This is a genomic window from Sphingobacteriales bacterium (assembly GCA_016706405.1).
In the GTDB taxonomy this organism is placed as follows: domain Bacteria; phylum Bacteroidota; class Bacteroidia; order Chitinophagales; family UBA2359; genus BJ6.
Genome location: JADJJT010000001.1, coordinates 1661960 through 1678080, shown reverse-complemented (window position 1 = coordinate 1678080; position 16121 = coordinate 1661960). Strand labels below are relative to the sequence as shown.

The following is a 16121-nucleotide window of genomic DNA, read 5'->3' as shown; positions in this document are numbered from 1 at the left end:
TAATTGGCTCTAAAATATGTTTTTTTGATTATTGGTTTGTTATGGTTTTGGCAGTAATATCTTTTTCATTGTTGTTTTTTTCGTCTAAGCAAAGGCTTTAATTTCATCTATTGTATGGCCTAAATTTATATCACGTCTTTTAGCTTGCGATCGTCTATACATATCCATAGTTATACTCTTATGGATATTTTCATCAACATGAATTGTACCGCCAGTCTTATTTACATGTTCTATGGCATTAGAAAGTGCATAAATAATAAAGCTTTCTTTGTTTTGACCTTCAAAAACAGTAGTATAATTTTTAGCGGGTTCAGGCGTAAATTCGCTCTCTTCTTTGGGCTCAATTATTGAATCTACAATAGTTTCTCTATCGGAAATTTGCTCAATACTGGTTGGCTCAACCGTTGATTCTAATACCGGCGCTTCTATTGAAGTTGCTTTTACCGTATTTTCCGATATTTCAAATCTTTTTGGGTCTCTTATTAATTCTTCGCCAACTCCAAGTATTTTTAAATACGATCGTTCCTCTAATCTATCTGCGTATAGTTTTTTTACTTCATTAATATTTTTCATATTCATTGGGAACTTTTTGTTAAAATCAGTTTCTAAAATATAGAAGCCTTCTTTTTTTATTATTTCTGACGTAATTCCAAGTTCTTCTTTTAATCTTTCTTGAAGATATTCTGAAAATCTTACAGGTATTGTTGTAATTGGAGTTGCGATTGTCTTTGGGAAAAGTATTTCTTTATTGTACGGAACATTTTTAAGTGTGGTTAAAACATTTTCGACATTTTCTTTAAAGGCTTCAAAATTAGCATCAGTATCAGCAAGTAAAGCATAAAAATTTCCAATTATTTTAACTACTTTAAATACACTTGTGCTGTCATTAGGAACTGAATTTTTTAATTTTAATACACCAGTACTTGGCTTCCTACCAATAGCTGATGGATTAGTAAAACCAATTTTTACTTTGTGTTCTTTACTAGATTTATTAAAAAGAATATTGTCTATTGATGAAAACTTAACTCTTTTATTGTTTTTGGTATTAAATTCGGTTTTGTCTTTAAATTTATCTTCATAAAAAATAAAGTAATGTTGTTCCATATGTTCCGGATGGTGCATATCTTCACTTTTTAAGACTGTGTAATCTATATTTTCAGGTTTTACTTTTTCACCTTTAAATATATTTTTTAAATTTTTTGCTTTTGGTAATAATGGCGCAAGTAAATAACCAGCTGTTCCAATTTCCGGAGTTTCGTTTGCCGGATTAACCATTAAAGAAATAAGTTTATTTAAAACTGTAAAATTTTTAAAATTACTATCTCCTACAACATTAACATTATTAAGGACGCCAGAGGGAGTTATAAAACTCAGAATTTTTTTAAATTTAGTTTTTTCAAATACATCATCTTTCACCGGTTTAAACTTCAATATAACTGGAGTAATTTCTTCTTTGCTTGCTCTTGCTTTAGCAACATTTTGGTTGTTAGCAAAAGAAGGATTAGCCATAAAAAACCATAGTTTAAAAATGGATGGCATTAAATCCTTAATTGTTACACCTTTGTATATGTTTGTATCATAAATCGGGTCTAATGAATTGCTAAGGTAGTTTTTTAAAAATGTTGTCCCTCTTTCAACCAATGGTGCAGACAAATCAGAAGGTAATACCCTAATTAAATTATATATTGAACTAGAAATACCAGTTTGATATACACTAAGTGCAAGTAACTTTTGTAAGAATTCTTCTGTTCTTTGAAATGTTTTTAAAGTTTCCACAGTAACCATAGGATTATTTCTATATTTCTCTGTTAAATAATTCAAATAGTTACTATCATTAATAGATTTTTTTATCAATGATTGTTCAGGATTTAACAGTATTCGCCGCCTAGATTTTAAATAGTTTTTATACACTCGTTCTAACCCATTTATGAGTTGACTATTAGAACTGCCAGTGTTTGCTTTTCCAATTAACGATAAATTATTAATATTAAATGTAGTATTATTTCCTAGAGCGAAAATATCCATTTCAACTTCACCATTATTTTTTAGTTGTAACACACTATTTAATATTCCAAGCCCTTTTGCCATTTCATTATTATTATCTATAGACAAAGAAAATTGATTTAATATTTCTTCAAATGAAAAATTATAAATTGCAGAATTAACTTCTCCTAGCTCATCTTCTAAAATTCTTATTTTGGTATCTACATCTGTAGCTGCCATTCCTGTATTAATCATACGTTCATGTAAATTTTCTAAAATTGCTTTTTTGACGGCCATATCAAAAAATGCTGAAAAGACTATTAAATCATTAATTAATTTTTGTTTGAAACTAATCTTAGATGCTTTTGCAAGTTTTCCATAGAGTTTTGTCATGTAATCTATAAATGGGGCAAATCTTGGAGCTATTCTTAAATCTTCAAACATATTTTCATACTCTCTTTGCGATTTATAAAACATAGATTGAGAGCTTTCATTTTTTATTCTGTCAAAATCTTCTTTACTTATTAAATGATTACCAGCATCGATTCTTTTTATTGCATTTTGTATTTCTTGAACCTCAACAAAGTTTTTTGGTTCTTGTTTGTCTGGCATTGCTGCTTTTCCCAACACACTGTACGCAGCACTAATAATTTCTAAATCAAGAAAATATAAAATTTTAAAATAATCTGATTCTGTTTTTTCTGATTCTGTTTTTTCTGCTTCAGGATTATTCTTTCCTTCTATATGCTTTTTAAGAGCTTCAATTTTTTTAAGCTTTTTTTCTCCTTCTGAATTGAATATACTATCATACTTAATAGTATTAGATTCAGTGTTTAAAAATTCTAATGTAGGACTATTTTCCGCTATTTTTAAATTTCTATCTTGTAAAAATTTTGCTAGAAAATCTTTGTTTTTTAAGTTTAGGAATTTACCTTTATCATTAACTTGCCCTTTACTAACCATTGATTCATTTGCGGCTCTTGCAACTAAAAATTCATCTAAAATTGGAGATGTTAAGAAATCCAATACAGCTTCATATCCAACTCCTCTTGCTATTAAATATTGAGCTATTGTCATTGTTTCGGTTTTTAAATTTAAAAGAGTAGATTTAAGGGTTTTAACATTATCTACTTGCAAACTTACAAGTTCAGAATTTACAACAGATATAAGATTTCCATCTTCATCTACTAAGCTGGCTGTTGATAATGAATCACCAATATCACCTATAAATACATAAGTAGAAAGATTTCTTTGTTCAAAATCTCTATAACTATTTCCAGCATAAGCATCCCTAAGCGGTATATTTAATTGTGATAGTATTCTTTGTAATGATTGATTAACGGCTACAATGCCAACATTGAACTTAGCGTGATTCATTATTTCATTATTTAATACATTTTCTACTGGATTAATTATTCTTGACAATAATTTATTGCGTTGTTGTACATCTGCTTTAAATACTTTCAATTTATTATACACTTCGTTAGTAGTATCAATTGATATAGCGGATAATAATTGTCCGGCATTAGCTTTGTTTAAGATTAAATTTTTTTCTGCTTCAAAAAGTTTGTGCAAATGATATGCTTGGCTAATGTTTTCAAGTTGCAATGCTCTCTTTTCTGTTGCATATAATTTTCTAAATTGATCTTCTCTTTCTTCTAATGCTTGTTCATTTTTTGCTTCTATTTCTGCATTTTCTTGCGTAATTTTTGTGTATAAATTGTGTAATGTTTCGCCTTGTTCCTGTTCAATTTCATCCATTTCTTCAGCTTGTTCAGCAGTTAAAAAATTAATCATTTCTTGATTTTCTATTAAAGTAGTTACAAGTAAATTTTCAAGTGCATAAATATTAGCCTTTAACATATTATGAAGTTTATTATAGTTGTCTAAAATAACTTCATTTTCTTGAGTATTTCCTAATTCTTTTTTAGCATTTAACAATAAGGTAATAACATCTTGGTATTGTTTAATTATCTTTGTTATTTTTTTAGCTTCACCATTTTTTGAAGTAGATCTTAATAAATTTCGTATTGCATCGTTTATTGATGGGTTATCAATTAATTTTGCTATTGACTTCAAAGGTTTGGAAAATGACTTTAAAAGTACTGAAGATTTATCTTTATATAAAATTTGTAGATTTTTAACTTCGGTTTCTAATGGGACACCAGAAATTACAGTTTTTTTCTTTCCTTTTCTTTTTAATGTGCGTGATGGAATTTCTTTTAACTCCATTAAATTATTATACGCATGTTTGCTAAAAGGTTTTATCTTCTTAAAAATGTCTAATTCATCAGATGATTTTTTTATTTGCTCAACTCTATCTACTCTGTTTTTATTTTCTTGTTTCCATTGTTCATAATCGTTTTCAAGAATATTTTCCTGTTCTAATAATTCAGTGTCAAAGTATAACTGCTGTTTATCAATACTAAATCCGGAACCTTCTTTAGCAACTACTTCAGAATTGACATATATATAATTTGCTTTTGTTGGAGGATAAAATTTAATAACAGAAAATACATTGTTAGAAGATAATTGTTGGTTTGGAATACGAAGTCCTATAAGCATTATAGCATCCTCGCCTTTGGCTAATTTTTCAGCTATATAATTATTAACAAAATCTATTGCCGTTAAGAGAGTGTGGTTTGCATTTTTATTTTCTTCCATTTTATTGGCAAAGTCAATAAACTTTTTACGCCATTTTAATGGTACAGACATTCTAACTTGGGATGGACGAATATTAGGATTTTTTTCCTCTGTGTCAGCATAAAAGGCATTTGATGTATTAGCTAAATATTTGCCAGACTCATGCAATTCAAGTGGTGTATTAATTGCTTCTAAACCTAATGAGGCTACTTGTACTGCAGCATTTCCGGGGCGCTTAATTTTAATTAATACATTAGAAATTATACTTAATAATACTGGCTCAATTGCATATCTATTGGGCAACGCCTCAATAGCCCCTGTATCAATTAAGTTTTCAATAGAACTTATTATGTTATCTGCAGAAGATTTATTAATTGCTTTTTCTTTTATTACATCAATCATATCTTGCATATTTGCAAGTTTAAATTTACCATCTGATGTTTCAGCATAACCAAGTAATAATTTTAAATCCCTTATTAATATTGCCATAAGTGCATTTGTATGCTCTAAAAATTGTTCTTTGGAAGCATATAAAGAACTTCTCAATAATTTTTCCTCTTCTTCTAAACTATTCCAGATATCAAATAGATTTCCATTCTTTTCTTCTTCTTCTTCAGATAAATAGAAATCAATTGGAACACCATTAACTTCTAAATCGCCAAGTATATTTTTCCTTTTCTGAACGCTGTCAATAATTTCAGTTTTCTCCCTGCTGTCTATTTCCAACTGCTCTTGGACATATTGCCAATCTAAATAACTTTCATAACTTATATCAAAAGTATCAGTTGCATTTCCACTTTCATCTTTAATTAACAATCCTGCTGAATTAAAATTACCAAGATATTTTATTGTTTCAATTTCCCCAGTTGTAATATCCATAATATTTTCTTCAACTTCTTCATACCATTTATGAGTTTTCCTGACACCAGACTTTGCACCACTTACAGTATGGTAAAAGTCAATACCATGATCAATCATAAACCGCATCTTATCAAATTGTTTGCTTCTTGTTGCTGGAGTACCCCCCCTTAATATTGAAGGCATTAAAACATCATAAGCATGTTTTCTTACTGATATGACTGCTTCTCTTGTGTCTATTGCTGCAACCATCCATTCATCTCTATTTTCATAGCTATTACCGATATATTTACTTTTTTCTGGTGTAAATGGCTCAAGTTTTGCTAATAATTCATCTGTGGTTATGAAAACACTTTCTCTATTAACAATTTTTTTTAATTCTTTTATTTTTATAAAATTTGTTGCAAGAATTTCCATAGAAGTATAATTGGCTTTTTCTCCATCTATTGCTCTAATAGCATCCGCATAAACAAATAATTCAAACTCAAGTGTTAATTGATGTCCGGGTTCCCATGCACCTTGATTATCTTTAAATGTTGCATAAGAATAAATGTTTAACCAACTTTGACCATCGTCAATAACCATGTTTTCAAAATGAGTTGCTTGTTCAGTCGCATATTTCTTTGCTTTTGTTTGTATAGTATCCTTTGACCATTTCAAAGATCTTCTATCAACTTCCTCTCCATTTACTGTTTTTACTATGCTTACTATACTTCCATCAGCGTCTCTTTCAAATTTAAAACTATCTTTAAATTTTTTAATTAATTCATCCTCTTTTGATGCCTTAAATTTTTTAAGTAATTCTGCCCTAACATGATTTCCGTGTATGTGTAAATCTTCAAGCTTGATTATACTTAATGCATTTTTTAAGATTGTTTTGAACTCCTTAGTTTTACTATATTCTGCAGCTAAATTTTTTAATTCCTCATTTAGCTTATTATTTACATAATGTTTAATTTGGGCTTCCCGATATTCAAATAACTTAGCTTCATTTGCTCTTTCTAATATATTTTTTCGGTGTTTTTCAATAGTTTTCCTTACAAAATCAACACTTGAACTTCTTCTTTTTTCTTCTGTTCCAATAATCTCTCTTGCTGAACCATCATATTTAGCTGGAGTTTTATTTCCGTAATTAATCTTGTCTCTTAAACCCTCATTTCCAATAATTTCAGCCGCTGTTATATGTAAATCTTCAGAACTTGTCATTAAAGTCACATCTACTTTACCAGTAGATGATTGTAGATTAAAGCGCTTAAATGCGTTTACAGCATCCATATAAACTCTAGGATCACCAAAAAATAAAAGCATTTCTTCTATGTGCCCCATAGCTTTATTCAACCAAACATTTTCAATAATTTCATACTCTATTTTGTTGCTTTCATGGTGATTTTCAAAAAATTCAGATTTTATTGCCGTTGCAAAATGAGCAAATTCTCCTTCAATATTTCTCACCTCATCAATAACTCCATATTTTAATAAAACATCTTTAAACTGTCTTATTTTGTCGGTTATATTTGCAGCCATTAAATTTACAACTTTGTCATATATTGTCTTTTCCACACTTTTAGAAGCTGCTGTAACAACATTTTGTAAATCTAGATTTGCTATTGTAGCTTTAATTCCGCCTTGAAACATTCCAAATGGTTCATTAGCTATAAAATCATCAAAAACACTTTCTTGATTTACAGAACCATCTTTTTCATATCCGTTAACTCCTGCCCCCTGCACATGTGTTCTGCTCGTTAAAGCATTGGTTTTAAATTCTTGTTGCATAATTGGCAAAATAGCCGCAATAAATTTTCCTATTGCAGTCATACCTTTTGGAGCACTATAAGATTCTATTCCATCTATTATTTTTATAATTTTATTAGCTAATCTTTTAGAATATGCATACTCGAAAATATTAGTGTTGTAACCTCCTAAGTCAGTTTTGTGCTTGGTTTTAATTATGTAGGTAGTACTTCTATCAGCGTGTTGCACTACTCTATGAACTCCGGCTAATTCATTTACCATTGTTTGAACAAGCGCTTCTGTGTTGTTTAGTTTGGCTGTTTCAATACTTGTCCCATTTTCCATATTTTTAAATGGTTTAACACGCTAAAAGTAAATGGTTCTTCAAACAGAATTTTTCTAAAATAGCTTGAGAACTTAGTTTTACTGTGTAATAATTCTGGTGAATATAAGTATAATAAATATAGTTTTTTACCAATTCTAAACTGATCTTTGGCTTCTGAACTTTTAGGGTAAAGTGTATCGTCTCTGTATTCCCTAAAATGCTCTAGTAAACCCTTTAATTCTTCTATTATTTCTACTTCAACTTGGTTAACTTCTTCAGGATTTTTGGTATTTTTTCCCCTTAATTGTACTTGAAACAGTAATTTTTCTTTTGTAATATCATTATCTATAATTTCGTTTAGCTCGACATCGTTATAAAAATCAAAAGCTTTTAATTTTGACACAATTAAAGTTTGATATGTATATTGTGATACAGAAAAATAAGTTTTTCCATCCGGCCCTTTTACAGCATTTGTAATTCGTTCATACATAGGTTCAATCACATCAGCAATATCATTAATTCTACCGCTTACGCCTTGTTTTATACCGCCATCTTTAACAGCAAAAATATAATTTAAAAACTTTAAAGCATTTTCAAAATCAGCACTATCACCAATATTTTGTTTAACATGCCCAGTAAATCCGTCAATGCTCTTAGCTAACTCTACAACGCCTTTATCTGCCATATTATATACCGCCATATCTGGTATATACAGGTTTAAGGAATTAAAAAATTCAATTAAGTTTGCTCTAGTTTTGGGTGAAGTTACGGTTAATCCATCAATAACTTTATCTGTTATGTCAGCACTATCAAATATTCGAATGCCAAATATAGTCCGTAGATTTCTTTTATCTTTGGCAGCAGCTATTTTTTTTAAATATTCTGCTTTAATTTTTGTCCTAATTAATTCTCTGGTTGTGTTTTTATTTTCATTTATTGGATATATATTTTTGCCGTTTAAAGCAGTAATCATATAAGTATAATTAAAATTAGAAAAAGATTGTATAAATAAAGCTTTTAAAGAATCGTCTGCTTCTTCATCTTTGAAAAAGAATTGGTTAATATTTTCTAAAAATATACGATAATTTTTTCTTTTGCGTTTGGCAAGTGCAGAAAGTTTTGTTTCAAATAGTTCAGGTGGAGTTGATGATAAATCTTCTAATAATGAGGCTAAAAACCTATTAAAATCTTTTGGGTTATATAGCCCAAATATTCCAGTTGTATTGTGGTCTATGTTTCTTAGCTGGTTAGAACTATTGTATATACCATAAAGTAAAAGTTTTATTTTCTGATTTATGGTAGTTCTAGGGTCTATTGTTGCTTGAATCGTAAAATCTGTCTTTTTTCTTTGGTTTTCATAATTATCTTGCTCTGCAGTATTATCTTGTGCTATTTTAGAATTTGCTTCATTACTATTTTCCACACCATCAGCTTCTTCTATAATTTCGTCTTCATTTGTAATAACTTCATCTGCAGCGGGATTTTCAATTTTATCGTCTTCTGTAATTACAGCAGCATTTTTAAAGGTTACTTTAAGCCCTACAATTGCATTAATTTCCTTTTTAACTTCTTCAAAAAAATCTATTTCAAATTTGTCCCTGCTGTCTTTACTATTAATATAGCTAGCCATATAATTATAAAGGTGTGTCGCCTTTATCGTTTCGGGGCGGTAATAAAATAAAGCGTTATTTTTTATTTCTTCAGCAGTTAATTCTTTATTTACTTTGGCTTTTTCTAGGGCATCTGTTCTCACAAAAAACATTGTGGCAACAAACTCTTTCAAAGCTTCCTCAAATACACTATTAATTTCTAGGGATTCCCTGTTATAAAAAGATGATTTTATTGAGGGTAAAAGTTTATTTACAACTATACCAGCAACAGATGCTATTGCTTGATTAATTTGTGTAGCATCTAGATTAAAATTAAAATTAGCATCTGTAATTTCTCCTTTTTTATTTACATAATCCGAAGCAGTTAAAAAAACCATGTTTGCAGCACCATGAATAATATCGCTACTTTGCACAGAATTAGAAAATTTACCTGCACCTATTTCCTGAAATAGGTTAAGAATATTATCAGAGAGTTGCACATTTAAAGCTGCATATTCTGCATCAAAATAGGTTTCTCTAATTCCTAAAAACCCTTTAATAAGCGCTAGTAAACGTTGGAATAAGTTCATTTTCTTTCTTTCAAATTTATTTTTCTCACTCCTGTTTTGTTTAATATAATATTCAGGCATTAACATAAACATACGAAACTCTTCAGCAAATATTTCCTCAATTAAACTTGCATCCGACCCACCATATCCTTGAGAACGTTTATAATCTAATATTTCTTTTATTTTAGGATTTGCGGCAATAAATTCTTGTATTAATTCATCTCTTTGTGCATCAGTTAAAAACCTACGCCAAACTCTGTGAAATGCTTCGTGATATTCCGCTCCAGTAACATAATTGTCAGAAGATAATAAAATTCTTCCATCTTCTGTAAATTGCCCAACTGCATCGCCGTCTATTAATCCGGGTGCTGTTTCGAAGTCTGTAAAGCTTTCACCAAAAAGGCTTTTTAGGTTTTTCTCTATGGCCACTTCAACTGTTATTAAATCGGAAAATGAATTTACTACTGCATTCTTTTTCTCTTTGGGGTTTTGACCGTAAGGATAAATTCCAACAAAGCCAATCATGAGTTTGCTGCCACAATTGCCTTCAAATCGGAAAGAAAATATTCTTGATATTGCTTCCTCAGTGTCATTACAAGTAGAAATCAATTTATGCAATACCTCATTTGTAATACACATCACTTTTATAGTGTTGAAGTCGCGATTAAGTGTGGGATAAGGAACGGCAATAAAAAGGGTAGCACCCAAAGCCTTACTACTTATTTCCAATAAACTATTACTTTTAAAAAAAGTTTTAGGAATTTTTGTATCTGTATTTTTTTCGCCAAACCGACCCATATAGATAAAGTTTTAAAAAGTTTACCTGACAAATATAGCTAAAAAAACAACTATTTTAAAAACCTCTCTTTCAAACCAACCAACGCTTGCAGACAAATATCCGGAAAAAGATTTACCAACCCAATTTATAAAAACCTAAGAACTGCCTCCGTAGTCAACGCTTTAACTATCTTCGCCCTTAGGTTTTTTCATCGAAGTTGTTTGAAAAATCAAACGCTTATTTTTGACAAAATCCACTGCCTAAACGTAATTAGTCCTACGGTTTTATCTCCAGAATCAGATAAGGTTTTGGCCAAAAAACCTACAAAATTGTTCGCCGAACTACTGTCGCTGCTCCGTAGTCAAAAATTGGCTACCATTTTTACCTCGTTTACAAAGGCAATAATTGGATGATGGCTTAATCTGCCTTTTCCCTTCGGATTATAACCACATCAAACGCTTGTTATAAATGCCTCTAATAGCACCGCTAAACTATGACCCCAATTTGAATTTTGAGTCGGTAAATCACTGCAATTTGTAACTTGTGCGCCAAAGCCAATTTGTTGCCAACATTTGCTGCAAAAATACCATTCCGCCCCATGGCGTAATCTCTTTGTTGGTAAAGGATATACCGAATTTCATACGCTTCTTTTCTCTAACGCTGCGTATTAGAAATTTAGCAACAAAATTAACCATTTTTTTCTAGTGCGGCAGTTGTTTTTATCCGGATATTTTTTTGTTAGGGTACTACAACAAGGTTAATCTATCTTTGCAACAATACGTGCATTGGCGCGGCGCAAATAATTGCGGTCGTTAAAAATACGCATCATCATAACAGCGCCTTCAATTTCGGCAAGGCTGTCTTGTGCCATTGTTTGTGCGGTGGCGGCATCAAATTTAGATGAAAATATGTGCTGCAGAGCGTTTACCCACTCGGTAAAGAAATCTTTTACCATACTCGATAATTCCGGAATTGTGCCTGCCGTTTCAAGGGCTAAATTGCCAAATAAGCAACCGCTTTCGGAGGTAAAATATTGCGTTTCACAAATATCGGCCAAAATTTGTAATTTTTGTTTATTGCCCAAAGTTTCATCGTAAGCATGTTTAAAAGCCTCGCGCGTGAAATAAGTGTGCATATATTCAATTACTGCGTGCATTAATGCCTCTTTACTTTTAAAATAATGATACAAACTGCCCTTTTGTAATTCGCAAGCATCGGCAATATCTTGCATACTAGTATGGTTATATCCTTTGCTTCTAAACACTTTAAGCGATTGTTTTACTACGTATCTCTCGTCAACTTTTTGTTTTGGCATAAAATAAATTTGTCAATAATTGATTGTTTTTGGGTAGTTTTGTTGTAAGGTTCGCCTGCTTCTAACTGTTTTATAATATTTCAACGGGCAAATGTACGGCAAAATTACCGATGAGCAATATTTTACACCTTTCGGCTGATGCTTCGCATACGGTTTACAGTAAACAATACCAAACACATTACCATTCGATACATGGTGCCATACAAGAGTCGCAGCACGTTTTTATAAACTGCGGACTTGGTTATTTTTTGGAGCAGTTCGTTCTGAGTAAAGAGCAGCCTGTAATCCGGATTTTTGAAATGGGTTTTGGCACCGGATTAAATGCTTTTTTAACCTTTATCGCCCTGTTGGAACAGCAAAAGCAAAACACACTAAAAAAGAAACCGCCACTTACCATTTTTTACGAAACCGTAGAAGCTCATCCATTACCTTTACATGTAACGGCCCAGCTTAACTATGCAAATTTTTACAAAGAGGTTGTACCCAATGCGCCGACCTTTTTTAGCCAACTGCATAGCTGCCCAAGCAATAAATGGCAAACTTTAACAATACCAACCGAAACGGGTGTACACTTTAACCTGTTTAAACACCATGCTACACTACAGCAAGTTTTGCCAAGCCTGCCCCGAAACCATTACAATCTTATTTATTTCGATGCTTTTGACCCTAATGCCCAACCTGAACTTTGGCACCCCTATGTATTTGAGGCACTATATACGGCCACTGCACCGCAGGGGGTATTTACTACCTATTGTGTTAAAGGGGTGGTGCGGCGCGCCTTGCAGTGTGCCGGATGGCATACCCAAAAACTACCCGGCCCACCTGGCAAGCGACAAATTTTAAGGGCTATAAAAAACTAAACCAAAAACCCACTTCGCAAACGAAGTGGGTTTTTGGTTTAGTTGGCCGTATGATTTATTGATTGCACCTTAAGCATAACCAATAATATAAACTAACCATATTATTTTATTATTTGTCGTCCTTATCATTTAAGTCAAAGGTAAAGCCAAACCTAAGTGTATTATCTAAGGGGCTGTTAAGCGTGCCGCTACCGCTTGGAATAATATAGGCAAAATTAAAGCCAAAAACACTGTATTTTAAGCCCAAACCAAGGGTAAAATATTTGCGGTTGCCTTTACATTTGCTTTCGTTAAAATGGCCGGCACGTAAGGCAAATTGTTTATTATACAAATACTCAAGACCTACTGAGTACATAAGCTCTGAAAGTTCTTCGCCGGCACCGTCGGGTGCATCGCTAAACGAGCCAAACATACCACTTAACAGTGATTTTTCTTTCCAGTCGGGGACGTTTGGGTCGCCGCCGGCTAATTCGGCGGTAGGGGTAGGCGTCATTAGTTTGTTTATTTCGGTAGTAAACAAAATGCTGTTATGGTCGTCAATTTCGGTATTTAGGGCGGCGGCAACACCTAAGTTAATGGGTATAAAATCTTTTACATTTTCTTCGGAGTACGATACTTTGTTGCCAATATTAGTAAGTGCTGCACCTATATTAAGCTGGTTGCCCTGGCCAAACCAGTTTGCTTTTTTGCGGTAAAACATAGAGATATCGGCGGCGGCGGCTTGGGCGGCACGTGCAATATTACCCGAGTTAATTTCCTGTCCTTTTGCTAGGTCGGAGCGGATGTATTTAAGGGTTATACCCATACCAAAATCGTTGCTAAGTTTGCGAGCATAAGCCACGTCAATGGCAAACTCATTTGGGTTATATTGTCCGGTAATATTGCCGCCAATATCGGTAAAGGTTATATTGCCCAACGAAAAATACCGCAACGAAAGCCCTAATGATTGCAGTTTATCGGCTTTGTAATATCCGGCAAGATGCGCTATAAAAATGTCATCAACTAATTGTTTTAGCCAAGGGGTGTATGATAGCGTTAGGCCGGCTTGGTTGTCAATAAATGCCAATTTTGAAGCATTGTGGTATATAGCCGCAGCGTTTGGCATAGTGGCAATGCCGGCCTCGCCCAAACCGCCTGTAGCAGCATCGGGGTTAATACGCAAAAAAGGTATTGCCGTGCCTACAATATTTGAACAACTAAGGCTGTCGCTGCCGTTAGTGTCGCCTGTTCCAATTTGTGCTTGCGCGGGCATTGTTAAAACCAAGGCAAAAACGGTTGCTAAAAAACAGCAACAAAATTTACAAAAATTCATCATAATGTTGAATGATACAATAACGTTTACAGTAAACAAATTAATTTAACACATAAATAAAAAAACCCCGACAAACATCAAACATTTTTTTTAAAAAAAATGAACGTGTTTGGCTAAAATAACTACGGATAAAGCCCATCCGGGGCAATTAGGTGTAAAACTAACTCGTTAAAGTAACGGTAATTGTGTTAATAAGATGCTTATGCTATGCAAAAATGGTGTTTTTTCCGGAAAAAACCAAATAGTACTTTAAATTTGCCTAGCAAAGGTAGTATTTTTTTAAATCAAAAAACATCAATCTATTAATTTGACTTCGCAGGCTAAGTTGTGAATGACGTTATTGGCTTTGCAAGCGTTGCATGAACGCGAGATAAGTTTTATTTAAAAGGAGTATTCATCTAAAGCATCCGGATAAATTTTTTAATGGCTTGTTGTATCTTTGCAAACTATTTGTTGTCTATTTCAGGGGTGGCACAATATTGCCGTTTATTTTATTTTATCATCCATAATCCATGAAAACTATTTTTAGAGCTTTTGCGCTTGTAGTACTATGTTTTATTGCCAACTGGGCGCTGACCTTTAATTTAAAGGCTCAGGCTGCCGGAGGCAATATTGACTCGGTGGGCTACTTAAACCAAGTAAAGTGTACGGTGCAAATAGTAGCCGAAAAACACGTATTAGTGCCCGTTGACAATCAAAATGCCCGGTATAACCCTACTACCGAACTACCGGCTAAATACCAAAAACCTAATTTAGAGGTAACGGTTACTGGTGTAATTGGCTCAATACCACCCAATGTGCGGGCTATCGGCACACCTTTGTTAGTTCGTAGTATTTATGCCGCCGGCGAAGAGCCCAACCCTGCCCAAAAGAAAACGGAAAAAAAGAAAAAAAGGAGAATAGGTTGTAAACATAAAAAAGGAAAAAATTAAGGCCTGTTTTGCTGTTATTACAAATACAAGCATTAGGTTAAGTTCTTTGCCGCATGAAAAAACAAGTTTATATTATACACCAATTTAGGTTTTACTTGCTTGTAATAGGCTTGTTGTTGTTTTTGTTAGGCAGCCTTATTTTACCCTTAGGTGCCAGCCAAACTAACGCCTCGGCACCACTTAACGATAGCGTTAATAATAAGAATGTTAAAACCGAATTATTTGATTGGCGAATTGCCATGCAGGCCGGAAACGATGCTTATGCCGCCGGAAAATATGAAGAGGCTTTAACCCATTACCAGCGTTTACTAAAGCAAGGATTTGTAGGCGGAGATATACCATATAATTTAGGTAATATTTATTGCCAGCTTAAGCAACCAGGGCAAGCTATTTTGTGGTATCAGCGGGCATTACGCGCCCAGCCTAACAATGCCGATATAGCCCACAACTTACAATTTGCACAAACACTAATTGAAAAACCAATTGTCCAACTACCCCCTCCGTTTTATAGCCAATGGTCGGCTGCCGTTTACAACCTATTGCCTGCCGATGTTTGGGCAGGATTAGCCTTATTAACAATTTGGGCTGCCCTTTTAATTGTTATCCGGAATAAAAATAATAAGAGCAGGGTAAGTATAATTTCACCTAAAAAACAGCAAACAGTTTTGGCTTTGCTTGTTGTTTCGGTGGTTTTTTTATTGTGCACCTGGGCTCGCTACCGTTTTGAGGTAAACCATTCCGAAGCTATTGTGATGCAAAATAATACCCCCCTCAATGACAATCCAAACCCTAATGCTACCCCCATAGACACCTTGTCGGCAGGTATTAAATTAACGGTAAAAGCACAATCTGAGGGATGGGCACAAGTGCAACTCCCCGACCTGCGCGAGGGGTGGCTTAATACCGAAAGTTTGACCTATATTTGGTAGCAATTAAAAGGCACTACCTAAGCAGCGCCTTGTTTTGCAAAGATTTTGTGCTTTAATAAATACCAGCGTTATACATCTGTATGATTTTTTTGTGTTTCCGGAAAAGCTTGTTTCCGGAAGTATTTTATTTTTTATCCGGAAGTAAATGAAAATTTATTCACTTTGTCGATAAAAGTGCGGAAAATAATCTTTTTAAAATCATTTTACGCATCATAACACGCTGATAACCAATCATTTATAAAAAATGCTGTTCAAAAACTATTATATTTTATGTTTGAAAACTTCCGAAAAAGCAAA

7 protein-coding genes are annotated in these 16121 nt (G+C 32.9%); 3 read left to right on the top strand and 4 right to left on the bottom strand.

All coding sequences use genetic code 11. The annotated features are described in order from the left end of the window. Positions 1–84: 84 nt before the first annotated feature. From IPI59_06400 to IPI59_06390, 3 genes are all read right to left on the bottom strand, one after another. A complete protein-coding gene (locus IPI59_06400) occupies positions 85–7560 on the bottom strand; it encodes a hypothetical protein (GenBank protein MBK7527174.1) in 7476 nt (2491 codons plus the stop codon). Next, a complete protein-coding gene (locus IPI59_06395) occupies positions 7524–10496 on the bottom strand; it encodes a hypothetical protein (GenBank protein ID MBK7527173.1) in 2973 nt (990 codons plus the stop codon). The genes IPI59_06400 and IPI59_06395 overlap by 37 nt, the downstream gene beginning before the upstream one ends. 737 nt (positions 10497–11233) lie before the next feature. Next, positions 11234–11791: a TetR/AcrR family transcriptional regulator gene (locus IPI59_06390; protein ID MBK7527172.1), complete on the bottom strand. Its 558-nt coding sequence runs from the start codon at positions 11789–11791 to the stop codon at positions 11234–11236. Positions 11792–11901: 110 nt separating this feature from the next. Between IPI59_06390 and mnmD the strand changes: the two genes are divergently transcribed. After that, positions 11902–12651 carry a tRNA (5-methylaminomethyl-2-thiouridine)(34)-methyltransferase MnmD gene (gene mnmD, locus IPI59_06385; GenBank protein ID MBK7527171.1) on the top strand — a complete coding sequence of 250 codons (750 nt, stop codon included), beginning with the start codon at positions 11902–11904 and terminating at the stop codon, positions 12649–12651. Between the two features lie 109 nt (positions 12652–12760). On the opposite strand, the gene porV is transcribed toward mnmD, so the two are convergent. Next, positions 12761–13903 carry a type IX secretion system outer membrane channel protein PorV gene (gene porV / locus IPI59_06380; protein ID MBK7527170.1) on the bottom strand — a complete coding sequence of 381 codons (1143 nt, stop codon included), beginning with the start codon at positions 13901–13903 and terminating at the stop codon, positions 12761–12763. 572 nt (positions 13904–14475) lie between these two features. On the opposite strand from porV, the gene IPI59_06375 reads away from it, so the two are divergent. Further along, a complete protein-coding gene (locus IPI59_06375) occupies positions 14476–14895 on the top strand; it encodes a hypothetical protein (protein ID MBK7527169.1) in 420 nt (139 codons plus the stop codon). A gap of 53 nt (positions 14896–14948) precedes the next feature. Further along, positions 14949–15824 carry a tetratricopeptide repeat protein gene (locus IPI59_06370; GenBank protein MBK7527168.1) on the top strand — a complete coding sequence of 292 codons (876 nt, stop codon included), beginning with the start codon at positions 14949–14951 and terminating at the stop codon, positions 15822–15824. The last annotated feature ends 297 nt before the right edge of the window (positions 15825–16121 follow it).